Source organism: Arthrobacter oryzae (assembly GCF_037911235.1).
Taxonomy (GTDB): domain Bacteria; phylum Actinomycetota; class Actinomycetes; order Actinomycetales; family Micrococcaceae; genus Arthrobacter; species Arthrobacter oryzae_E.
The window spans coordinates 54192-77056 of record NZ_JBBLYW010000001.1 but is presented as its reverse complement, the minus strand read 5'-3'; the positions used below and the strand labels follow the sequence as shown (position 1 = coordinate 77056).

The following is a 22865-nucleotide window of genomic DNA, read 5'->3' as shown; positions in this document are numbered from 1 at the left end:
CTCTTCGGACCCTCCATCGCGTAGCTTGCCGCTTGCAGCAGGGTCAACTGAGACGACCTATTGTCCGGACTCCTGCGCCACTTCCTGAGCATACTATTCAGGGCGAAAAGAGGCCGCCTATGAGATAGAACTGCCGCGCAGGAGGGCCGAGGGAGCCGTCTGGACAGTGCAGGAATGTGGACAAAAGAACGTGTGCACAATGTGCACACATTGGCCCTCAGGTCTGGTCGTACTGCTATCGGATCGGGCCAGACTTCGCATGTTTCTGCGGGAACCCAGTGTTTGTAGGTGTTGGGGTCAGGTTCGAGTCCCACCTCGGGCACGCATAACCCCTCGTCAGAGGGCTTTTGCTTTAACGTGTGGACATTGTCCCTCCGCGGTTCCCTCTGACACTGGCCGCGGGCTGTGCCTAGCGCCGCGATCGCCTATTCGATTGAGTGGGGCGGTATCAGGGTCCTGGCTGGTGCGCCCTCCGCTTGCTGGGATCTAGGGTATGTGCCGTCCTATCTGGCTGTTCCGGCGGCCAGTTGTTGGCCCTCACTCATTCATGGCCGAGAGTTGTGGTGACGATATGACGAAAGCGAATTCTCGTCGACGAGCTTCCTTGGATAGCTGCTTTCTGTAAGCCAGCTGAGTGTGCTGATCGCCTGTTTGTCCGGCCAAAGGGGGTGTGCACATTGTGCACACCTTTGTGCACGGGCGGCTTTTGGACCTGCATTTTGATCCCTTCCTCCTGGTTCTGCCGACACCACTTCATGAAGTTCTCTGTTCCAGGTGGAATGACTTTGCGGCCCGGATCGTAGGTTTCCTAGGACATTTCTGCCAACGGGAACGTTTCCGGAGGTGTCTGTGGCTGGCGTCCGATCGATAGGGCAGGTGTGTGGGATCCAGACTCTTCTTCCGGGGCCGGTTCTGGTTTGGTTGATCAGTGCGACTTGTCCATCGTGGACGCGCGGCTATCGTCTTTCCCCCATGCATAGGGTCAGTGCCGTTCCCGCTAAGAAAGGCGTCCCGAGCAGGCTTGCAGTAGACGAGGCGGCTGCCGCGCCTCTCAGAGACGGGCCGCGACCGACGGTCATTCCGCTGAACAAAGCGACGATCGTTGGCGGCACTGGCGTGGTGGACGAGGTAGCCGGTCGCTGCGGGCACCGGATGTGTTTGTCAGATCTCGGCGCCGTTCTGATGCACGGAGTCACCGCTGGGTTGGAGGGTCCGGAGGGCAACTTGGGGAACCGGGAGCGGTTCAAAGTTTCGTGAGGAAATAAGCGACGGAGGAGCGCCGAACGAAACTTTGGACCGTGAGCGGCGCGGAGCGCCCTGGTTGCGCGGAGGACCCGCCCAGCGATGATGGGGATCAGAATGACAAACAGCGAATTGCTTCTGGTGGTTCATGGAGGTACGGGAGTGCGGCGGCCTGACCGCATTAATGTTCCGGTGTAAAAAAATTGCCCAGAAATAGCGACCCGACACTATCTCCGCCGCAAAGTATCTTGAGAGCGGACTCTCTGGAGCACCATTCTGGGAGGCGGATACTCCGGTCAATCTAAAGTTGACAGGCTCTGCCGGTCAGACCAATCAGCTCGACTTCCGCCTTGGTGATCTTGATGAGCGATAACCAGCGCGTCGTAGGCAGCCAACGCCAGGCAGGTGTCTTCGGTGGGGCGGGGCACCCGTGCGAGTTCCATTGCGCCTTTGGCCCACATAGTTTCGTCCTTACTCTCCAAAGCCGGACAGAGAAAGGCAGCGGCCACCCACGGATCCGTCCCTCCGGGAGTGCTGTGCGGCAAGCCTGCGCACTGCGTTCCCTGAAGACGTTGGTAGAACGCAGAAGGCGGGGGATCTTCCCGGAAGGCCGGTCCAACGGGAAGCCAGACCACAGGCGCACTACCAACGGGAGGCGGGCCCCCTGGCGCTGGCGGGCCATGTGGGGGCTCGACGGTCGGCACGGCAGGAGGATCAACCATCGGGGAGGGATAAGGATCTTCCGTCGGGGCAGCAGTCTCTGAACTTGACTGGGAATTTGACGGACTGGCCGTCACCGAAGCCATGCTTGGCGATCCAGTAGGCATGGCCGATCCGGAACCTGGCCGATCGTTAGCACTTCCGCCGCGGGTGGGCCGCAAAAAAACTTGTTGAAAGCAGTGCTGGAACCGTAAGTGCAGCGAGGAAGACTCCGTTCGCCCTGACGAAGTTTGTGTCCTTCCGCAGTCGCAAACCGAATCTGCCGGTCACGGTCGCGGTCCCATGCTGCCATTCAAATTGGCCATCAATTTCATCATTTCCTGGCTGATGGGCCGACCTTGAGCATTATTTTCCGGCCAGGCCCGGGTTTCACACCCGGAGTCCAAGAACAGCTGAATACCTCGCATTCTAGGCTCCGAAATCGGATGGCCCTACGCCGGTTTCGCGAATTGTTCCAGCAAAGGGGAAAAGAGGTCTACGCGTTCGCTCCGCTGCGGGGGAGAGCTGTGCCTGGGCCGTGGGTTCTTTGCCTGGCGGCACAGGAACAACGGTGCTAGTACGGAAGCGCTTGGCCCCGAGTGTGACCGATACATGGACCTACGGGTCGCGCGAGTCGGAACTGCCCCCGCTTCCATAATTGCGTAGCTAATCCCTCGCAGGATGATTGCGTGCCAATGGGCCATCAGCCGCCGGCCGGACTCCTACAAAGGAGACCAGATGTCCGTGTGTGCACCGGCGGCGGTGAGGTTGAGTGGTGCGTGGTGAGCAACTACTGCAGCCAGGTTTGGCGTTTATGGGAGCCGCTGGCAATGGCGGCTTCCGATTGAATTAGAGGAGGAGATGGCGGCGCCGATTCGCTGACGCCGCCATCTCCTGGTGGGTATTAGGGCATCGAAATGATCGGAGTGGACCTCCAGCTACTCCAAACTGGAATACCAAACACAGGGTTCTCCTGGTGCCGGGCTTGGTGGAAAACTTCTTCCGGTCCCAATTCGGTATTGATCGGGGGGAGCACGTTGTGAAGCGTCACTGTCTTGTTGGCTCCTAGGTGAAATGCCTTCGACGAATTCTTTATCAGCTGATTTGGTGCGGGGAAGTCAACCTCCCAGACCCGGTGCTGGACTGTCACGAACCGATCCTTCAGGCAGTTCACCTTTACGGGAAAATCGGTGAGCTTCTTGCCGTGCGAGTCATAGCCGACAAAGATCGGGCTCAAAGGCGTAACGCTGCAGGAAGATATGGGCGGGGCTGCGGCTTGGGCCGGGGCGGCCAAAGCGAAGGGCACAGCTGTAAGGGCAAGTGACGCTGCGGCAAGCACGGCAGTTCTCTTGACCGGGATTGTGACTCTAAACATTGTCGTCTCCTGTGTCGGGGTCCGGCCGGGGCTACTTGTCGCTACATGCGCCATCGTGGCGCCCAAGGCGTGGCACGACTCGTAGCTAACTTCTGGTGGCCGGGACGGTTCCGGTTCGAATTTGACCCGGTAAGTCCATGTTCCGGTGAGGTCCGGGGTCTGCGCTTCCGTGCTGTCACGGTAGCTGTAGAGTGCCGCGGAGGATGCCATAGCCCACGACGGTCGACGGGCGCGAGACCATTCAGTTGGCCGACGCTACCCCGGCAAAGCGGCTGCGATCAAGCTCGCGGTTTTCGGGCGGCCCCACCGGCTGCAATATTGAACCATTCCGCGATCGCTTGGCGTTACGGATGCGGCCCGCAGGCAGAACGGGGTTGTTAGCGGGACCAGCTGCCGAAGAGTCCGGAAAGCTCAGACCGGACCATCGATCGGGGCGAAATTTCATCTTGTTCCGCTGATGCTGCTAATGGAGAAGGAAACGTCGCCTTCTTCGTCTTCTTGGGCGATGTAGGCGTTAAAATCGGCCAGGGACATATAGCAGTAGTAATCGCTGTATCGGTAATCCGATTTTTCGGCTCTCGTTGCCATAGTGATTCACGTTTCCTTAATTGTCTGGCGAGGTTCGGTGGCCATCGCAATCAGGACCCCTGGTGTCGGCATTGTCTCTGAGCCTGTGCGCTTTACCGGCTGTTCTCGCAGGACCGGTGCAGGCAGCACGCGTCGGAATGGGCTGATGGTGTCGGACTGCTTGTTGGTTGCGTAAAAACATGGTGTGTTCCTGACACTAGGTTTGGGCTGGTGAAGTGGCATGCACTGCTCGTGGAGGAGTCAATACCGGTCCCTGAGTGATCGGGCGGGCAGGAGCTTGGCTCTTCCGCCGGGATCGGCAGGCACTGGGTCCATGGTGCATGTGAGCCGTCGGCCGGCGCTTCCGTGCTGGCACTGTGGCAAGGTGCATTTATCGCCGCGCTGCTTATCGAGATACTGGCTTCTCGTCACGATTCGAGGCTGGCGCGATTAGCTGAGCAGAAGCCCACCCGCCTGCCCGGCACCACCGCGGTTGCTGCCGCCTGACCGACCGTGGCTTCTTGCCCGTTCCGGACGCGGCATCGCTCAACGCTCGGTTGTAGGCGCGCCAGAAGCCGGATTCAATCCGGAGGACTCTCTATAAACCGTGCTGGCACGGAAGCGTTCGCCTCCTGGCTGGAGACAACATGGAACCACCGGATAAGCCCGGTCCGGAACGGGATCCATAAAGAATCCAGTTCCCACCCATTAGGACCTCGACGGCTGTCGCCGCAATGCGCAAAAGCTGCAAGTCGTCCACTCGTACATCGCATAGGAGCGAAGAATTATGTCCCGTAGCACAACCCCAGCAACAAAATCCCGGTCTGCCCGCAACAGGGCCGCGCTGATCTGCGCAGTGTCACTTGCAGTGGCAACCGTTCCGTTTGCCCTGGCGGCACCGGCACAAGCAGCCACCACCAACGCCGCGTGTACGGTCAAAGCCGTTGCTCCCGCGTTCGCGGGCCACAACACCTCAGGTGTAAAGCTCGTGGACTATAAAATCCAGGTGCACTGCGACAAATCCCGGAAAGTAAACGTCAAACAGGAACGATGGGAGGACGACTACACCCACACCCCGCCATTCAACGGCAACGACTTCCTGGGCGCGTCCTCGTGGAACAACGTCTCTGTCGGAGCCGGTCAAACGATCACAATCCACAACGTCCGAACGCTCGTCAACGGTGAGGCCGGAAACGAAGAATTGTTCCAGAAAGCGGCGATCCAGGAAGGCGTCGACGGGCTCTGGTCGCAGTGGTCCAAGTGGAGCGTCAGCGCGAACACGTCGATGCCAGGCTAAGCACCACGCCGTTCGTCAGCTTCCTTAGTAACTGGCTGTCCGGCCGGACTATTCGGTGTAATCAACCGGCCAGACCGGCCGGACGCTGCCGCGACTATGGCGACTTTGATCTGAGCAAGGGTTACCGTGCAGAAGGCGGAGTGACACAATACAGTCAGCGGTTCCTGCAATAGACAGGTCGGCGACATGATCAGCCAAAATCCCAGTTCAATACGAAGAAATCGCAGACAGCCCTCGCCGCGTGGGAAAGCCACAAAGCCCCATCAGCGCCGGCCGATTCCCATTGATTCCGAGCAGAACCACCGTACGTGGGCCGCTGCAAGAGACTGGGTCGCCGTAATTATTCCACCGACCACTTTGGTCAGCGCACTGGCTTTTTGGTTCGGGTATACCTATACCTCAGCCCGTACCTTCTACCTCGGTATTGATGCGAGCGTCCTGGAATTCTCAACCACGGACTATCTCGTACGGAGTGCTGAACCGGTCATCGTGCCGGCCGCAGTGCTGCTAGGGATATTTCTCGCAGCAGTCGGAACTCACGCCGTCGTGGACCTGTGCGTCCGGGTACGGCCTGAGAGCATACCGCTCAGGGCAGGGTCCCTTATCCTGTGCGCGGCAGGGTGCGTCTCGTTGATTCTTGGACTACGAACCATGTTTGTCGTTGTTCCCGGGCTTCATTATCTTGTTCCACCGATATTGCTCGGCGGCGGGGCTGCAGGGGCCGGGTACGGTTTCTACATATCCCGAAGGATGCTGCGTGTTTATTCGCCTGCTGAACGCCGCATAATTCCGCTTTGGGAGAGGGGGGGTTACGTCGTCGTGACGCTCTTTGTGATTCTGAGTTTGTTTTGGGCGACAACATCGTACGCGGGCGCCTTGGGGCGCGGTCGTGCCCAGGCGACGGAAAAAAACCTCGCCACCAGCCCATCCGTTATCCTCTACAGCAAGAAGCCGCTGTCGTTACCGACCTCGGTACAAGAAACGATACTCACCACGCCGAACGCCGAATACGGTGTGCGGTACTCCGGGCTGAGGTTCTTAGCTCATTCCGCCAACAAGTACTTCCTCCTACCGGACGGTTGGACCCGCGCCACGGGAACCGTCGTCGTACTTGAAGACACCCCAGATATCCGCCTTGAGTTCAAAGCAGGGAAATAGCGAGATGCGAAACCGAACCATTGCTTCGGCCGCGACCTTCATTATCGTGGCCTTCGCCGTCAGCGCCTGCAGCATCACAGAAGCTCGCCCCTCGGCACAAACGACGGCCGACCCACCGGTGTCATCCGCAACGGATAACTCGACACGCCAAAGCTCCGCATCGCCGAACGGGACCACTCCCCGCGCTCCGGACACCACTGGCCCGGCGCCTGGACCACAACCTCCGGATGAGACCATGCCACCGCCGCAAACAAACCCAGCGCCGGCCCCAACCAGCTCTGACCCTGGTGATCCCAGCACTGTCCCTGAACAAACCAGCCCGGCCGCCAGTGATCCTCCAGCTGAAATGGGCCCCCCAATTGAGGACAACGCAGTTGTTCTCGCTGGCAACGTCGGTGCAGGAGGGCGGCCCATTATTCCAAGTACGAGGATAACGAGAGTGGGACAAGCCGTAACAGGATCACTGACGTTCCAGAACAGTTCCGACCGCCCGTTGACGATCGACTCTGTCTCGCTAACGAACCAATCCACCGGCTATTCCCTCACATACCCCACAGGATGTGATGGATCAGTTCTGATGCCAGGAAGGAGTAACCAGTGCACCGTCCAATACGCATTTCGGGCCACGCAGCCAGGCATACACATGGCCGAACTGCTCCTGCACATACCAGTGAGTAACACCGTTAAGACTGTGCTACTGCAGATACAAGTAACCGGTAACCCGGTGAACGTTCCCCCTGTACCGGGCGGACCGGGCGAAATCACTCCTCCTACCCTCATTGCGCCACGCGCCCCTAGCCCTGCGCCTACAGGCTCATCCAGCCATTGAACATCGTCGAAGAATTACCAACAGGGAGGGTCTTTTCCCGGCCTTTGTAGGCACCGTGCTGCTGGACCAGAGCGATGCCTTCCTTTGGCGTCCCGTGATGGGGGAGCGTTCGAATCCAGCGAAGACCCCCATGACGGAAAGCATGAGATGCCAAGGGGGAGTCCGCCCGGGTGAAGACAAGGAATGCCCTGCAGCCATGGCTAGACTTCTACAACAACCACCGGTCCCACGGGAGCCTCGGCGGCAAACCACCAATCAGCAAGTGCAACCAAACTCCTGGCTGAGGACACCTAGGCGTCGTATCTACAACTATGCTCCTGCTGGTCTGATCCTAGCCGTCATAGCATTGGTTATTACGGGTCCCGTACCTCGGTGGATTCCCTGGATCGTCTTTCCCGTGTCTCTCGTTCTGGACGCCCTCTTGACCAGAAAATAGAGAAGATGCGCTCAACGATTACCGAACCGCCCCGCGGCAGTAGATGCGCGCCGCGAACGCTGCGCATTTTCGCTAGGTGCTTGGCGTCAAGTCCCAACGACACCCTCGAGGATGACGCAACAGGTCACAGTCAGGCAGAGATCGCCGAGTGGCGAACCCGGCTCACTGACCGGGGGTAATCCAAGGCTCCAGTTTTCGATTCAAGGAAGGACCCGAGACGGGCAAAAAGATCGCAGCACGAGTGTAGAACTCCCTCGAACCGTGCTGGCACGGAAGCGGTCACCCCCTGCACAAGCAGAACATTCATGTATCGGATCAAAGATGATTCGGAACGGAATATCCGGCCTTCCAAAGCGTCCACGCTTTCCGGGCCCAGTGGGTGATGAGGCACTTTGCTCCTCAGCCTCGAGCCTTGGCCGGACCAACACAGGAGCACGAGAAATGTCCCCTACATCCAACCAGGCCAAAACGTCCCAACGCCCACGACGGAAACTAGCTTTACTCTCCGCAGCGTCGCTTGGACTTGCGGCCATTCCCATCGGCTTGGCCGCTCCCGCACAAGCGGCAGAGAGCATCCGAGCCTGTACGGTCACCGCTGTGCAACCCGCTTTCGCTGGCCACAACGCCGCCGGCGTCAAGAAGGTCGACTATCCGGTCAGGATCTACTGCTCCAAGACCAGGATTCTTAACATCGTTCAAACTCGATGGGAAGATGACAGCTCCTGGACTCCACCCTGGGACGGAAACGACTACCAAGGAAAAACGACCTGGACCAACTACCAGGTCGCTGCCGGGACGACTGTAACCCTTCCCAGCGTGCACCTCCTCCAGAACACAGAGCCCGGGAATGAGGAGGTATTCCACAAAGTGACCTATCAGGAAGGCTTCGGCGGTCTTTGGACCGACTGGGCCGCCAAGGTCAGCGCCAACAGGTCGATGCCGGGTTATCACCTGACTCTTTCAGGTCACTTGGAGCTCTGAACATTCTACTTTGGAGTCCACAATCAACCTCGTCCGGTCTCGTCAGGATGCCTATCCGGTGAGACCGGACGAACGATTGGCCCCTGGCGACCCAGCGCAACAATGGCGTTCGAGGGAACACCGTCTTGGCGCCGGCGATGCGCTGAAAACAGGCGCTGAACAGAAACCCACCGGGCCGCGTGTGGATGACTCTGCCGGCCACGGGTACCGGTGAACCAGTGAGGCTTATACCTTCCGTAAAGAGGCCAAAGCGGCTGTTAGTGTGCGCCGGCTGTCGGCGCATGCTTCCCCTTCTTCGTCCTTCGCGTAAAGACAACTACGACCCAGCCACCGACAAGCGCGATGGACCCAAGGAAGGCATTTATTGGAGCAGACATGTCCTTGATCCAGGCGGATACCACGTACATCAGTCCGACATCGACAGTGATCGTCTCCGTGTGGGAATTAATGGCCGTGTCGCCTTCAGGGTCTGGGATCACGAGTCGGAGCACCATCTGGTGCCGCCCGGGCTGGACACCGGTGATGTGCCATCCCCACTCGCCAAAATGGGACTTAGGCAGTGCGATGGTTTCGCTGGTCGAACGCTCGATATTCATTCCGCCGTCTTCGCTGGTGAGATCAGCTCGCATCTTTTCGCAAAGAAGCACATCACGCGGGGTCGGATCCCCCGTTCCGGGCAGACCGCTCCCAGGATTTATCGGTGATGTTTTGAAGGCGACCCTGACCACGAATTCGATTTTCTCACCCTGCTTGAGGGGGGACGGGGCCTTAAAGGCCATCCGGCCGTCGAAACAACCCTCCAGACCCGGCTGCTCCGTTTGGGACGGAGAAACGGCGCCAGTGGGCGAGACGGCGGAGCGGGTAGGCACAGGGCTACGGGAAGGGGGCGGAGGGGGCGGATAGCCAACTCCCTCGCCGTCGTCAGGGTCAGGGAAAAAGTAGGTGGCGGAAGCGCTAGGGGCAGGTGTGAGGGTCGAGAAGTAGGTGCTCACGACGGGGGCGGGGGACCGAAGAGAATAGACCTCAGTGAGGGAAGACATCACCGCCAGTATCAGAGCCGTCACCGTCACGACCACGCTGGCGCCTGTCAGCAAACTCCGTTCTTTGCGTCGAGTGCTCATTCTTCACTCCCACCTTTGAGTGAATCAGCAATGTTGAAGATCCGCGGGCGCCGGCGACGATCGCGCGGTCCGGCTATTTGCTATGCAGTTTGGCCCCTCGGGGAACCGCGGTCAAGACGGCCGGGCTTTTATCGGCTGGGTCACTCCGGCGGAGTAACAAGTAGCCTCGGCCAACGGTGCATCGCTGTCCACCCGGCGAGGCCTGCTTGCGTTGACGCCGGACATCTACATCCGCGACTTCGTCGGTGACAGCGGCGAACCGCACAGCGGACCTATCAACGCCTCGGCCGACATTACTCTTCGCAAACAGTGGTCGCCGACGCTCAGGCAGCGTTTGGGCATGGCAGCGGCAGGGAGATGAACGCCACCCTCGGTTATGAGGGAATGCCTGGCTGTCCGTCCCCGGCCCCCAAGCACGTGTCGGTCGCCTCTGACGGAACAGTGTGGGGCGGGTGAACGCCAACGACATGATCTACCGGTGCGACGGAAATTACTGGATCCAAATCCCGGGCAGGTTGAAGCAGATCTCCGTGGGAAGTTCTTCCCGAGTCTTGGGAGTCAACACCAGCAGCGAGATCTACCGACTAAGGGTTTGACGGAATAGATTTGAAATGGCCCTGACGGACTCCGGCCGGCGATTGCGGGGGAGCACGTCCGGGCCACACATCTCGATGGCGGATGTGTTCAGACTTCGGTCACCGTAGCGGTGGGTACCATTCCTGCCATGCCGGCTCGCCGCGCTGCTGCTCCACTTGGTGGATGCGGCGGGGAACTGACTTTTGCGATCTGCGATATGAATGTGCCCCATTTCCGGCGCCAGGCAGGAAGCAGCGGTTGCTCCTGCAAGCCAAAGCGATGGAACCCGCAGTGCGCGAAACCCGGCGCTCCCTTGATATCGCTCGTCGTCGATACCCTCGATGCGCCTGAAGTCCCGCTCCGCCAGGTCATCATGGACCGGCGGTCCCGGCTTCCGGTTCACGCCCTGTTTCTTTGAGCACACCGACCAAATGCCGTGGTCCCTGCACAGGCGCTGGACCCTGTTGTCGCCCGACGCAAGGCCTTTCTCGGGGAGTTCGTCCGCGATGAAACGGTAGCTGAAGGCGGGATCGTCGGCATGGCTGTTCCGAGCGGCATTGACCAGGTGCGCATCCGCCCACTCCCGTTCCGTCCCCCGGCTGGCTCGCCACCGGTAGTAGCCTTGCTTGCTGAATTTCAACACCGACAGGTCACCGCCACGGGGACGCCGTTTGGCGCAAGATCCGTGACCAGCGGGTAAGTCATTTTGCGTTGTCCCTCGCCAAATAGAGGCAGCCGCCCGACGCAGGATCTCATTCTCGTGCTCCAACAGGCGGTTACGCCTCTTCAGTTCCCGCATCTGGGCCGACTCCGCCGCTCCTGGGCCGGACCCGGAGTCCTTACGTTCTGCAAAGGCAATCCAGCGCTTCAGCGTTGTGACCGACAGCCCGAAATCCTTCGCAATCTGCGCCAGCGGCGCGTCGCCCTTGCGAGCCACATCAATACCATCCTGGCGGAACTCCGCCCCATAAGCCGTCGGCATTGTTGACGCCAACCGAATAGGGCCAATAACGCCAACTGAAAATGAGGCCACTGACCATTATGGAAGGTGATCACATTGGATGTTTGGGCGCAGATACGCCACCGATACGCGACGGAGAAGATCTCCAAGAGGGAGCTGGCTAAACAGCTCGGAGTTTCCCGGGGGACGGTGGACCGGGCGTCGGAGGCGGAGCGTCCGCCGAAGTATGAGCGGAAGCCGGCTGGTTCGAGTTTTGATGCTTACGCCCCGCGGGTGCGGGCCTTGTTGCCGGCGACGCCGACGATGCCTGCTCCGCCGCTGACGAGTGATAGTAGTTATAAGCACATACTCCCCCCCGGCGGGAGGTAACGTCACTGAGATGGGGACGACAGATGAAACGGGCCACGACCAACGCCACGTCGAATCAAGTGGCCGAAAGTTGAATGCAGGTCTTCTTGCCTTACTGATCCTGGTGCTCAATACCGCCGGAGTCTTCTGGGCTGTGTGGGCCGTCGGGGACGGTGTCGACTCCGGGATTGGCCTGTTCTACTACCTCTTCAGCGTCACGTTCCCCGCAGCCCTTGCCACTATCGCCCTGGGCGTTGTCAGTCTCGTCCATCGCCGGGGCCGCGTTCCGGGCACCATCGCCCTCACCATCACCTCCGGTGTCCTGATCTGGTTCGTTTACGGCTTCCTGGAGTCGCAGGTGTTCTGAAAGGCCCTGGGACCTGGTCCGGCAGTGTCCCGTTACCGGCCTGTGGACCAGCTGGGCAACGTGCCGCAGCTCCAGGAGGCGCTGGCCGCCTTCGCCGACACATACCGGCCGGTGGAGAAGCGCCGCTGACGGGAGTGGTACAGCCGTCAACCCGCCCTTCACTCTGGCCGTACACAGGATGAATCGGTGCCCGAGGCCTCTAATCACGCTCCATCTGGATGGTGACCTCGTAGGTGTCTGAGCCTTCTGCGGACTCTTCGATGCAGAGCGATTCTCTGCTTGTTCCGTCAGGCTCGGTCTTGATGCAGCCCGCATACCGTCCCAAAACGTGCCCGTCCGAATTGGACTTCATGCCGAATCGGTCTGCCGCCTCTTCCAGGCTGACCCTGTGATCCACGGACCACCGGGCGGACAAACGCAGGCATGATGTGTCGATGGAGAGACATCCGGGATCGACCTTGGGGTCGAAGCGGAAGACCTCAATCCAGTCATCTTCCGGTAGGTTGTCAGCCCGGGCCATCATTTCCCTGGCCTTCTCCGCCTGGGTGCCTCCGCCGCCATTGATCTCATGGGTGAGGACAGAGCATCCTACGAATCCAAGAATGCTGAGCAGGGTCACCGCCAGTGCGATTCCACCGAGTATCCAGCCAAGCCTGCTCTTCTTCCGCGGCGGAGGCCCCTGCCACTCCGGCGGCGGTGGTCCATAGTAGGGCTGTTGCGGATACTGACCCTGGCGAGAGTGGGGCGGTTGAGGTGGATACGGTGGCTGGTGCTGTTGGTACGGGTCCACTCCGTAGCCTCTCTGGTTGAATTACTTGCGTCATCTGCTGGTCGCAAACCCGCCGGGCTGCCTGCAGTCAGCGGCGGGTATCTCATGGCAGCGAAGCGAGAATGTCGTGCGGCCACTCTTTGGTGAGCACCTCGTTTAGTTCCTCGTTTGGGCTGCCCACGCAGTAGGGCGTGTGGTCCCGGTTCAGCACGGCGAGCTCCACCGGGACGGCGAAGAGGCCCCAGGGCTGGATTTTGTTGGCCAGGTAGCCAGTGAGTTTCAGGTCGCCGTACTCGGGCGCGTTCCAGACCCGACATGACAGCTGTAAGTCGTCGGGGTGAATGGCGATCCAGACCCCGAAGCGGAATTCGTGACCGCCTTCGAGCCTGACCGGAAGCAACGCCCGGACGAACGGGCTGATGTTGGGGATCTGCATGAGCGTCGCCTTGTTGGGGTCCGGGTCGCTCAACCAGCTGTCTTCGGCGCGGTGCTGCTCCGGGCTTTCCAGGACCGGGTCCGGGAGGCGGAACCGGACATCGCTGTTATGTGCTGCTGTTTTGAGGCCACACATTTCGCACGTGTGCTTTTTCGCAAAGATCATCCGTCCCCCAGTTCTTTGATCTTTGGGCGATTCTACGCGGGCACAGGGCGTCGGAGGTTTCAGCAGCAACGGGTACAGATCGGCGTGTCCCGGAAGCCGGCGGTTGGCCAAGGCCTGTTCCGGTCGAGGGTGGCAGGATAATCCGGTGGCTACTGTTCAAAGGATTCCGGCGCCGAAAGCGGAGTGGGTGTTGTTGTACCGCGCCGGATCGCGGCGCTGACCGGGGCTCCTGCCACGACCGTCGGCTATCACCTCGCGGTGGCGAGGGCTGGGGATCCCGGTCTTGAGGCAGCGCACGAGGAAGCCGTGGCCGGGAAGACGCTCCGGGTCAGCGCGCAGGGGCTGGCGCGGATGCAGGAGCTTGTGGCGATGGTGCATGAAGCGGAACGGTATCCATCCCCGCGGGCCGGGACGGCGGCCGAACGGAGCCTGGGGGTGTGGCTGGAGCGACGACGGCGCGAAGCCGCCCAAGGGACACTGGCGGCTGAGTACCGCGAGGGGCTGGGCGTGCTGTGGGGCTGGCAGGGCGCAACCCGCGCGGTCTCCGATGAGGCCAGGTGGGAATTGTGTTCGGCCCTCTGGCTATCGCCAACGCCGGCTCGGGCAGATGACGCCTTGGCGCACGGATCGTCCCACCGTGTCCCGCCTGCTGATAGTTGTTGATGCGTGTTGCAACCGAGGTACGGGTCGGTTGCCTTCGGAAGCCATGTAGGGCACGTCGAACGGCTCATCCTTCTCCTCCCGATGCGCCTAGGGAGTGTGCGTTTGTGGTCTGGTCGTACAGCCACCCGATATGCTTCCGGAGCAGGTCAGCCGCAAGGCCCCCGTTCTTGTCTTCAACGGCAGCAAAGATTGCGTGGTGATGGGCCCTAAGCTCCGCGAGGACGACCGGCCATTGTCCGAGTGAAACTAGGGCCTCCTTGATGTAGCCACGGACGGAGCCGCTAAGGGAGTCCATGACCGTATCGATGACCGTATTGCCAGCTAACGCGCTGAGAGCTAGATGGAACTGTGCGTCCAAAGTATGGAATGTTTCGTAATCGATGTCGGGAGCATCCATGCCCATAAGAAGCTCCCTGGCTCGCTGGATGCCCTGTGGATTGTCATGTTGGACAGCCGCCTGGGCCGCCCATGTTTCGAGGAGAATTCGGGTTTCGACGATGTCTTTGACGGCCAGTCGGTTGCTGGCGATGTGGAGGCGAAGTGTGGAGGACAGCCCTGCCGAAGGTTCGGAGACGAAGACGGCGCCGGATTTGGGGCCCGCCCCGCTCGGGCTGCGGATGACACCCACGACATCCAAGATTCGCATTGCTTCTCGCACGGATGCCCGGGATATACCGTATTTTTCCGCCAGTATGCGCTCCCCGGGCAGTTGGTCCCCGGTTTTGAAGCGTCCGGATCGCAACCCCTCCTCAACATCCTGCAGGAGTGCATCGTATGTCCGCTTCGGTGAGGAGGGTGCTAAATCGGTCATGCTTCATTTTCCCCTACCCGGAACGGCATCAGCGTACGGTCCTGTACAAGAGGTCAGGAAAGGAAAGGGATAACAGAGCCCGTAAGCGGGCCGCTATCCCTTTCCTTTACCCAAGGCTGTTGGGGGACTGTGGAGGCCGGTTAGATGGCTTTACCCGGGTTCAGAATTCCCTGCGGATCGAACACATTGCGGATCGACCGCTGAAGTTCGAGCGACACGCTGCCCAGCTCGTCTTCAAGCCAGTCTCGCTTGAGCAGTCCGACGCCGTGTTCACCCGTGAGTGTGCCGCCAAGGCGCTGGGCCAGGTAGAACATGTCACCGAGGGCCTTCTTGGCGGGTCCTTCGGTGATGGATTCGCCGGGTTCTACGACGATCATCGGGTGAAGGTTGCCGTCTGCTGCGTGGGCAACGTTGAAAATCCGGACGCCCGTTTTTCGGGAAATGTCTTCCAACCCCGCGAAGACTGCTGCCAACTGGTTCCGCGGCACTCCGATGTCGCAGATCGAGACACGTCCAAGCCGCTCAAGCGACGGGATCGCTTCCCTTCGTGTGGCCACCAGCGCATCCGCGGCCGCAGGGTCAACGGCCTTCTCGATGAAACTGGCGAAAGGCTCGATAGCTTGGAGCAGGACGTCCTGTTCCAGGAACGCGCCGTACCCGTCGGTCTGGGCCAACAGAAAGGCGCCGCCCTTTGAGCGATGATTGGTGCCGTGCGCCGCGTCCACAGCTTCCAGTGTGGGGCCGTCCATGAGTTCCAGCACCGAGGGCTGCAGCCGGGCTGCGATGATGGCAGACGCAGCCAAGGCGGCGGCATCCACATCCGGGAAGTAGGCGGCGACGGTAGCGGTCTGGATGGGCCGGGGCCGGAGGCGCAGGGTGGCTTCCACCACGACGCCAAGCGTTCCTTCTGAACCGATCATCAGGGCGTTCAGGTCATATCCGGTAACCCCCTTAATGGTGTTCCTTCCGGTGCGCAGCACCCGGCCGTCGGGCAGGACAACTTGGAGCGCCAGGACGGATTCCCGTGTAACGCCGTATTTTGCGCACCACATTCCGCCAGCGTTGGTAGCGATGTTGCCACCGATGGAACAGATTGCCGTACTCGCGGGATCCGGCGCATAAAAAAGGCCGTGGGCTCCTGCTGCGGCGTTCACTTCGGCGTTGAGGACGCCAGGTTCCACTACCGCCAGCTGCTCCACCGGGTCGATGTGGAGGATCTTGTTCATCCGGGCCAGGTCAAGGACCACTTCGCCCGCATGGGCCGAAGCTCCCGCCGCCAGTCCTGTCCCGGCGCCGCGGGGCACCACAGAAACGTTGTTTGCCGCCGCGAGTTTCATGGTGGTAACCACTTCCTCCGTGCTGGTGACGTACACGACGCCGTCCGGGAGGCTGGGCGGGATGTAGCCGGATCGGTCCGTGCTGACCCGGACACGTTCGTCCAAGTCAGTCGACGAGTGTGCGCTGGCGTTCAGGAGAGCCGAGGACGCTGTGAGTGCTGTTGTTGTGCTCATGGAAAGGAAACCTCTTTGTTTTCTTGGGGCGCAGGGATTCGACGAAACCGAACCCCAGTGCGATTCGTTTTGTATGATGCGGGGTTTAGGGAACCATCCAGCCCAGCACCGGAGTTGATTGCAGCAGCACCAGGACGATCATTACGGCCAGGAGCGCAAGGCTCCAGCCCAGAAGCTTCCGGAACAGCGTGCTTTCGGCTCCTTCAAGGCCCACGGCAGCCGAGGCTACTGCCAGGTTTTGCAGGGACAGCATCTTGCCCATCACGCCGGCGGAGGAGTTTGCTGCTGCCATGAGTACCGGAGGCAGGCCTGTTTGTTCGGCTGCGGCAACCTGGAGTTGGCCGAACAGAGAGTTGGAGGAGGTGTCAGAGCCGGTGAGCGCGACTCCGATCCAGCCGATCACCGGGGAGAGCACAGCAAAGAAGCCTCCGGCCGAGGCAAGTGCCAGACCGAGGGACGTTGTCTGTCCGGACAGGTTCATGACGAAGGACAGGGCGAGGACGGCGGTCACGGTGATGATGGTCCAGCGCAATTGTTTGAGAGTTTCCCAGTAAATCCGGAGTCCACTGATTGCCGGAATGCGGTACAGGGCCATGGTGATGATGCCAGAGATTAGCAGAAGCGTACCGGTGGCCTTAAGGTGGTCGAACTTGAACTTCTGCGCCGCAACATGCTTCCCGTCTGCATCGACAACGTCCAGGCCCGGCCATGCAAAGCTGACGCTTCCCACCACGCTCAGCCAGTTCTTCACCAGAGGAATCTGGGCGACGGAAAAAATAGTCATGATGATCAGGTATGGCGCCACGGCCATCCAAATTTCTCGCGTCGCAGGCCGCTGAATGTTGATCGGCGTCATGACTCGCGTGGTCGCCGCTGCGGAAACGGCCTCCGTAACGGAGGCGGAGGCCGGCTCCCGCTCTGAGCCGTAGCGGCGAGCCGAGGCCTGACGGGATTGTGCCGGGCCGAATGACAACTCTTCGCCGGGCTCGCCTGAGTCGTTGCCTTGCCCGGACATCTCGATGATCTCCCGGGGCTGCCAGAAACGAAGCATCAGCAGCACTGCAGCTATGGTGGCGACAGCGGCCACAACGTCAGTCAGTTCGACGGCAAAGTAGTTGGACGTGATGAACTGGAAGATGCCGAATACCGCGCCGGCCACCAGCGCCACGGGCCAGGTCTGCTTCAGACCGCGCTTGCCGTCAACGATAAAGACGAGTAGCAGCGGCACGATCAGGGCGATAAAGGGTGTCTGCCGGCCAGCCATCGAGGACAGGTCCTGGAGCGGCAGTCCCGTGACGCCGTTAAGGGCAATAATCGGGGCAGCCATGGCACCGAAGGCTACGGGGGCCGTGTTGGCTAGGAGGGAGACGATGGCGGACTTCAGAGGCTTCATGCCGGCGGCCATCAGCATCGCCGCGGTGATCGCCACCGGTGCACCGAAACCAGCTAGGGACTCGAGGAGCGCACCGAAGCAAAACGCAATCAGGATGGCGAGGATGCGCAGGTCGTTGGAAATCGACCTGATGGTCCTGCCTAGGGCATCGAACCACGGAGTGGCCACGGTGAGCTTGTAGACCCACAGGGCGTTCACCAGGATCCACAGGATTGGAAACAGGCCGTAAAAGGCGCCGGCGGCAGTGGCGCTAAGAGCCTGATCCAAGGGCATCTGCCAAACCATGGTGGCCAAGACAATTGATAGCAGCAGACTTGTCAGGGCAGCTTTTGCCGCTTTCACACGGAAGACACCCAACAAGACAAACAGAAGAAGCAACGGCAACGCCGCACACAAGGCGGATAGGCCAAGCGAACCCCAGAGGGGATCCACGACTTGCTGGTAAGTGCTCACAAAAAACTCCTTTGTATTTGGAGCGGGGGAGGGAGAGAGAGTACGTGGCGCATAGGACTGAAAGCGGTCAATTCAGGGGGCAGTTCCTCCGACCGCTCTGGTCGAAGCCATAAGATCCAAGCCGCCCTTTTCCACCATACGATAAAAATATCCTGCGTTATGGATTGACTTTACGTATCGGTCTGACCGCTAGTCAATGGTCTTGCAGGGAAAAAATTCACCTTGCTTTACCCGTTAGTGCTGATTGGAACGGATCGCTAAGACCCCGTCGTGAGCGAACTGCACTTGAGCATTGACAGGCAACGTTGAGCTCGTTAGGTTCTACTTGTCGAAATATTCTTTCCGCTGTGCGGAATATCTGGATGGGCGAGAAACATGTCAAACCGAATAGAAACTAACGGCCTCAACGTCGCCGAAGAGCTCCATGCCTTTGTCCGGGACGAGGCGTTGCCGGGCACGGGGATCGAGGAGGAAGAATTTTGGAGCGGCGCCGCGGCGCTAATCGGGGACTTCTCGCCGCAGGTGCGCGACCTGCTGGGTGTCCGTGACCGGCTGCAGCAGCAGATTGACGAGTTCCACCGTCTGAACGGTCCGGGGGACCCGGAGGTCTACGAGGAGTTCCTGCGTTCGATCGGTTACTTGGCCGATGAGCCTGCGGATTTCACTATTACGACCAATCAGGTCGACCCCGAAATCGCCACGATTTCCGGACCCCAGCTGGTCGTGCCGCTGCTGAATGCACGCTTTGCGGTCAACGCGGCCAACGCCCGCTGGGGCTCGCTGTACGATGCCTTGTACGGCACCGACGTCATCGACGAAGCGGAGGGACGTGAGCGAACGAGCGGCTACAACCCAGTCCGGGGCACCGCCGTCGTCGCCCGCGGGCGACAATTCCTTGACGAGCACGCGCCCTTGGCAGCCAGCTCGCACGCGGATGTCACCGCCTACCGTATCGCAGACGGCGTCCTCGTCGCTGAGACCCCGAACGGCACGACAGAGTTGGCCAGGCGCGACCAGCTCCGCGGCTATCGGGGCGCCGCGGATTCGCCTGAGTCCGTACTGCTCGTCCATCATGGCCTGCACGTGGAGATCCAGATCGACTTCACCCATCTCATCGGCTCGGGCGACCCGGCCGGCGTGAAAGACATAGTGCTGGAATCCGCGATCACTACAATCATGGACCTCGAAGACTCGGTGGCGGCCGTCGACGCCGAGGACAAGGTGGTCGGCTACCGCAACTGGCTGCAGCTGATGCAGGGCACTCTAACCGCCGAGGTCGCCACGGGCCGGGGTACCTATACCCGACGACTGAACCCCGACCGCCTCTACACCGCACCTGACGGATCCGAACTGGCCCTTTCAGGCCGCTCGCTGCTGCTCATCCGCCAAGTCGGCCACCTAATGACAAGTGATGCCGTTCGTGATAAAGCCGGTGACCCGGTGCCGGAGGAGATCCTCGACGCCCTGTTTACAGGTCTCGGCTCCGTGCACGACCTGAAGGGTCCGAACGCCCGGCACAATTCGCGGACAGGCTCGGTGTACATCGTGAAGCCAAAGATGCACGGACCGCGCGAAGTGGCTGTGGCCTGCGCTCTACTCGCGGGCACAGAGTCCGTGCTGCGCCTTGAACCGCTCACCCTCAAGATCGGAATCATGGACGAGGAGCGCCGCACCTCGGCCAACCTCAAGGCGTGCATCTGGGAGGCACGCGATCGCGTCGTATTTATCAACACGGGATTCCTGGACCGCACAGGCGACGAGATCCACACCTCGATGCTCGCGGCGCCCATGGTGCGCAAGGCCGACATGCGCACCTCCAGCTGGATTGCCGCCTACGAGGACGCCAACGTCGACATTGGACTGGAGTGCGGATTCCGCGGACGGGCCCAGATCGGCAAGGGCATGTGGGCGGCACCGGACAACCTCTCGGACATGCTCGCCCAGAAGATCGCGCACCCGCTCGCCGGCGCCAACTGCGCTTGGGTTCCCTCGCCGACCGCAGCGACCCTGCACGCCATCCACTACCATCACGTCGACGTGGACGCCCGGCAGGCCGAGCTCGGTAGGGCACGCCGATCCACATTGCGGCAGCTGCTCACCATCCCGGCCGGGAACCCCTCCGATTGGGACGCCGACACTCGACGCGACGAGCTGGACAACAATATCCAGAGCACCTTGGGCTACGTCGTGCGCTGGGTAAACGCCGGCATTGGATGCTCCAAGGTCCCCGATATTCACGGCGTGGCCCTTATGGAGGATCGAGCCACCTGCCGCATCAGCTCGCAGCATGTCTCCAACTGGGTTCGGCACGGCGTTGTAACCACGGAGCAGGTAGAAGAATCCCTGCGCAGCATGGCCAAGGTCGTCGACGAGCAGAACGCCTCAGATCCGGACTATTTGCCAATGTCCCCCACGTTTGACACCCACGCGTTCCTAGCCGCCCGCGAACTCGTACTTGACGGTGCCGCGCAGCCGTCCGGATACACCGAACCCGCTTTACACCGGCGCCGAGCAACGCAGAAACACATCGACGACCTTGCCAGGAGCACCTCATGAACATTGACCTAGCGACTGCCCAGTCCATCATCGCCAAGGCCCTCGCAACGGGTCAGCAACACGGCTTCAAACCGCTAACCGTTGTCGTGCTCGACGCAGGAGGCCACGTCATCGCCGTCGCTCGCCAGGACGGGGCTTCAAATAACCGCTTTGAGATTGCCCAAGGCAAGGCCTACGGGGCCCTCGCCCTCGGGATGGGCTCGCGGGCCCTCATGGAGCGCGCCGAGCAGCAGGCATATTTCATCGCTGCTGCGACCGCCGCCCTCGCAGGCCGCCTGATCCCTGTGCCCGGTGGCGTCCTCGTGCGCGATGAAGACGGCACGATCACGGGTGCCGTCGGCATCAGCGGGGACAGCTCCGACAACGACGAGACCGCGGCGGTGGCGGCGATCAAGGAAGCCGGTCTGACGGCGCAGGTAGCCTGACCGCCCAAGTGATCTGACCCGCCGGGCGCACGCTCAGCCCGCGTGAGCCCGGCGGCTCCTTGCATGCAAAGAACATATGCGAGCCGCCGGAACATCGATCTCCACGCCGGTTGCGCCGAAAAGACCTCATCATCGGGATTTTTCTTGACGTTCGCCTGCCACCTTGGTGGGCGTCAAGTCCCACGTCAGGTCGGTAATGCCGTCCCGGGCCGTTGCGATCGCTCCGGCTTCCGAGGTCCTTTGGGGATAAAATCGCCAGGTACGGGGCGCATTTCCGTGAAGCCGATTGCTTGCGTTGGGTTTGGACCCGTCGGCAATTACGATAATGGGCGCTGAGGCTTGTCGTGAAATGGCAATGTAGGCTGCGGCCCTTTCGCAGTCGGTGGCCCGTTTCCACCGCTGATTGACGGCAACAAGCGCACCGCGTGGAAGCTCAGGGTGATGATATGGATCAACGCAGACCGCTATTACTTCACTACAGACGAACGCTCCGCTTTGTTGTGGGTCTGGTCGCGGGAGTGACGGAGTTGCAGAGATGCGCCTGCCAAATATCCAAGCACCTGGCTATTCGTTAGGAATCCGTGTGCTTGCTGAGCCAAACGTCGTGCGCACTGTCAGCGCTGGTCGAAAAAATGAGCCATTTCGTGGGTTTGGCGTCTGGTTACTTTGTACTTATCGACCAGCACTTTGCAGTGGCCGACAAGAGCCTTTACCTGACCGATTCCTTGGTTGCCGGCAAGGTTGCTGAGTACGCCCTCGTCATAAACGGGGATACGTCAATATCGCCCGGGTTGACTTCGTTGGAGATGAAACAGCCAAAGGGCTCAGAGGGAGGCTGCCTCAGCGGAATCTCTCCTGGCTGCCGAAGGCTTGGTCCCGGCGGTCCGCAGGAACCTGTAGCTGAAGTAGATGGCTCCTAGACCGATTGCAAAGGTCAGTATGCCGGTGGACTCGTAGAAGAGATGGCCGGCTTCGGGCGACCAAAGGTGGTAGACCGTCTCGATGACGTCAGCGTCGCTGCCGGGCAAGAACGTGGTGTTCTGCAGACCGATCGCCTTCAGCACGTGGTCCAGAAAGCCATCGATGATGCCGAAGTACAAGAAGATTAAACCGGCGCCTACTGTGCAGGCCCAGCGAGCCGCTGGGCTCGCGCGACGGCTGTACCACCACATCAACAGCACCGGCAACGCTAAAAGTATGACTGATGGGATGAGCACTTCCATGCCCAGTCTGTAAACGTGGTGGACAACCGTGGCCACAGTCATGGCCTCGGTCCACATCAATGCTCGTGTTGCGGACTGGGCTTTCAAGAGCGATTCCATGGTTTTCCTGTCGTAGTGGTTAGGGCCGGGATCCGGATGAAAAGCGCGGCTGTAGGGTGCAAGCTGGCCGGTAGGAGTGTGCGGGTGATGCCGCGGTGGGACGTGAGGCCACGGGCTGGAGTGAGAAGGGCATTACTCAGATCGCGGGTCGATGACCCCAACGGAGATCAAAATGATGCCGAGGTCGCGGATTTTCATGAGCAGCCCATGCAGCGCCGTGTGGTCAGAGACGAAACCGCAAAGGCTTGTCGTGCGGTCGCCTTCGTGGGTCAGGGTAAGGTCGTCGAACCAGTCAGACCAGTGGTCGTCGAGGTGCCCGTCGACCGGAAGCTTGCAGCGACTGGGCACCTGTCGCCCGTGGGGCGGGACCATCAGGCCGCCACCTTAGCTATGTCCCGGAGTCG

General features: G+C 60.7%; 17 protein-coding genes and 1 pseudogene. 8 read left to right on the top strand and 10 right to left on the bottom strand.

Translation table 11 applies throughout. The features are described 5' to 3' along the window. Nucleotides 1-2845 precede the first annotated feature (2845 nt). Entirely contained in the window at nt 2846-3316 is a 471-nt protein-coding gene (locus WMN78_RS00330) for a hypothetical protein (protein ID WP_340531369.1), read from the bottom strand. A gap of 1435 nt (nt 3317-4751) precedes the next feature. Here WMN78_RS00330 and WMN78_RS00325 point away from each other — a divergent pair. The 3 genes from WMN78_RS00325 (at nt 4752) to WMN78_RS00315 (ending at nt 8584) form a co-directional block, all read left to right on the top strand. Next, nucleotides 4752-5180: a hypothetical protein gene (locus WMN78_RS00325; RefSeq protein ID WP_340531368.1), complete on the top strand. Its 429-nt coding sequence runs from the start codon at nt 4752-4754 to the stop codon at nt 5178-5180. A gap of 651 nt (nt 5181-5831) precedes the next feature. After that, the gene (locus tag WMN78_RS00320) at nt 5832-6338 is read left to right on the top strand and encodes a hypothetical protein (protein ID WP_340531367.1); all 507 of its coding nucleotides are present in this window, start codon (nt 5832-5834) and stop codon (nt 6336-6338) included. A gap of 1862 nt (nt 6339-8200) precedes the next feature. Then, a complete protein-coding gene (locus WMN78_RS00315; RefSeq protein ID WP_340531366.1) occupies nt 8201-8584 on the top strand; it encodes a hypothetical protein in 384 nt (127 codons plus the stop codon). Nucleotides 8585-8841: 257 nt separating this feature from the next. Here WMN78_RS00315 and WMN78_RS00310 read toward each other — a convergent pair whose 3' ends face one another. Next, nucleotides 8842-9705, bottom strand: coding sequence for a hypothetical protein (locus WMN78_RS00310; protein WP_340531365.1), 864 nt, complete (start codon nt 9703-9705; stop codon nt 8842-8844). A 467-nt stretch (nt 9706-10172) separates the two neighbouring features. On the opposite strand from WMN78_RS00310, the gene WMN78_RS21100 reads away from it, so the two are divergent. Next, nucleotides 10173-10301, top strand: a complete 129-nt coding sequence (locus tag WMN78_RS21100; RefSeq protein ID WP_425341091.1) for a tectonin domain-containing protein — start codon at nt 10173-10175, stop codon at nt 10299-10301. 329 nt (nt 10302-10630) lie between these two features. Here WMN78_RS21100 and WMN78_RS00305 read toward each other — a convergent pair. Further along, nucleotides 10631-11263, bottom strand: a pseudogene (locus WMN78_RS00305) (IS3 family transposase); the annotation flags it as partial. 358 nt (nt 11264-11621) lie between these two features. On the opposite strand from WMN78_RS00305, the gene WMN78_RS00300 reads away from it, so the two are divergent. Beyond that, the gene (locus tag WMN78_RS00300) at nt 11622-11957 is read left to right on the top strand and encodes a hypothetical protein (protein WP_340531364.1); all 336 of its coding nucleotides are present in this window, start codon (nt 11622-11624) and stop codon (nt 11955-11957) included. A gap of 199 nt (nt 11958-12156) precedes the next feature. On the opposite strand, the gene WMN78_RS00295 is transcribed toward WMN78_RS00300, so the two are convergent. Both WMN78_RS00295 and WMN78_RS00290 read right to left on the bottom strand, forming a co-directional pair. After that, nucleotides 12157-12576, bottom strand: coding sequence for a hypothetical protein (locus tag WMN78_RS00295; protein ID WP_340531363.1), 420 nt, complete (start codon nt 12574-12576; stop codon nt 12157-12159). 253 nt (nt 12577-12829) lie between these two features. Further along, nucleotides 12830-13327 carry a DUF2199 domain-containing protein gene (locus WMN78_RS00290; protein WP_340531362.1) on the bottom strand — a complete coding sequence of 166 codons (498 nt, stop codon included), beginning with the start codon at nt 13325-13327 and terminating at the stop codon, nt 12830-12832. Nucleotides 13328-13510: 183 nt separating this feature from the next. On the opposite strand from WMN78_RS00290, the gene WMN78_RS00285 reads away from it, so the two are divergent. Next, a complete protein-coding gene (locus WMN78_RS00285; RefSeq protein ID WP_340531360.1) occupies nt 13511-13990 on the top strand; it encodes a hypothetical protein in 480 nt (159 codons plus the stop codon). Nucleotides 13991-14054: 64 nt separating this feature from the next. Here the strand turns inward: WMN78_RS00285 and WMN78_RS00280 are convergent, their stop codons facing one another. From WMN78_RS00280 to WMN78_RS00270, 3 genes are all read right to left on the bottom strand, one after another. Then, a complete protein-coding gene (locus WMN78_RS00280; protein ID WP_340531358.1) occupies nt 14055-14801 on the bottom strand; it encodes a FadR/GntR family transcriptional regulator in 747 nt (248 codons plus the stop codon). Nucleotides 14802-14941: 140 nt separating this feature from the next. Beyond that, nucleotides 14942-16312 (bottom strand): FAD-binding oxidoreductase, encoded by a 1371-nt coding sequence (locus tag WMN78_RS00275; RefSeq protein ID WP_340531357.1) that lies wholly within the window; start codon nt 16310-16312, stop codon nt 14942-14944. Nucleotides 16313-16397: 85 nt separating this feature from the next. Beyond that, nucleotides 16398-18158, bottom strand: a complete 1761-nt coding sequence (locus WMN78_RS00270; protein ID WP_340531355.1) for an L-lactate permease — start codon at nt 18156-18158, stop codon at nt 16398-16400. A 375-nt stretch (nt 18159-18533) separates the two neighbouring features. On the opposite strand from WMN78_RS00270, the gene WMN78_RS00265 reads away from it, so the two are divergent. Further along, nucleotides 18534-20714: a malate synthase G gene (locus WMN78_RS00265; RefSeq protein ID WP_340531352.1), complete on the top strand. Its 2181-nt coding sequence runs from the start codon at nt 18534-18536 to the stop codon at nt 20712-20714. Further along, on the top strand, nt 20711-21139 hold the full coding sequence (locus WMN78_RS00260; RefSeq protein ID WP_340531350.1) for a GlcG/HbpS family heme-binding protein: 429 nt from the start codon (nt 20711-20713) through the stop codon (nt 21137-21139). Before WMN78_RS00265 ends, WMN78_RS00260 begins: the two co-directional genes overlap by 4 nt. Nucleotides 21140-21963: 824 nt before the next feature. On the opposite strand, the gene WMN78_RS00255 is transcribed toward WMN78_RS00260, so the two are convergent. Next, the gene (locus tag WMN78_RS00255; RefSeq protein ID WP_340531348.1) at nt 21964-22461 is read right to left on the bottom strand and encodes a hypothetical protein; all 498 of its coding nucleotides are present in this window, start codon (nt 22459-22461) and stop codon (nt 21964-21966) included. 132 nt (nt 22462-22593) lie between these two features. Next, on the bottom strand, nt 22594-22833 hold the full coding sequence (locus tag WMN78_RS00250; protein WP_340531346.1) for a hypothetical protein: 240 nt from the start codon (nt 22831-22833) through the stop codon (nt 22594-22596). Nucleotides 22834-22865 lie beyond the last annotated feature (32 nt).

Bases quoted from the DNA above. Each gene is read 5' to 3' on its own strand.
- WMN78_RS00275 (WP_340531357.1), bottom strand. From the start codon at position 16,312: ATGAGCACAACAACAGCACTCACAGCGTCCTCGGCTCTCCTGAACGCC.
- WMN78_RS00280 (WP_340531358.1), bottom strand. From the start codon at position 14,801: ATGACCGATTTAGCACCCTCCTCACCGAAGCGGACATACGATGCACTC.
- WMN78_RS00265 (WP_340531352.1), top strand. From the start codon at position 18,534: ATGTCAAACCGAATAGAAACTAACGGCCTCAACGTCGCCGAAGAGCTC.
- WMN78_RS00290 (WP_340531362.1), bottom strand. From the start codon at position 13,327: ATGATCTTTGCGAAAAAGCACACGTGCGAAATGTGTGGCCTCAAAACA.
- WMN78_RS00255 (WP_340531348.1), bottom strand. From the start codon at position 22,461: ATGGAATCGCTCTTGAAAGCCCAGTCCGCAACACGAGCATTGATGTGG.
- WMN78_RS00310 (WP_340531365.1), bottom strand. From the start codon at position 9,705: ATGAGCACTCGACGCAAAGAACGGAGTTTGCTGACAGGCGCCAGCGTG.
- WMN78_RS00300 (WP_340531364.1), top strand. From the start codon at position 11,622: ATGGGGACGACAGATGAAACGGGCCACGACCAACGCCACGTCGAATCA.
- WMN78_RS00320 (WP_340531367.1), top strand. From the start codon at position 5,832: ATGTTTGTCGTTGTTCCCGGGCTTCATTATCTTGTTCCACCGATATTG.
- WMN78_RS00260 (WP_340531350.1), top strand. From the start codon at position 20,711: ATGAACATTGACCTAGCGACTGCCCAGTCCATCATCGCCAAGGCCCTC.
- WMN78_RS00330 (WP_340531369.1), bottom strand. From the start codon at position 3,316: ATGTTTAGAGTCACAATCCCGGTCAAGAGAACTGCCGTGCTTGCCGCA.
- WMN78_RS21100 (WP_425341091.1), top strand. From the start codon at position 10,173: ATGATCTACCGGTGCGACGGAAATTACTGGATCCAAATCCCGGGCAGG.
- WMN78_RS00250 (WP_340531346.1), bottom strand. From the start codon at position 22,833: ATGGTCCCGCCCCACGGGCGACAGGTGCCCAGTCGCTGCAAGCTTCCG.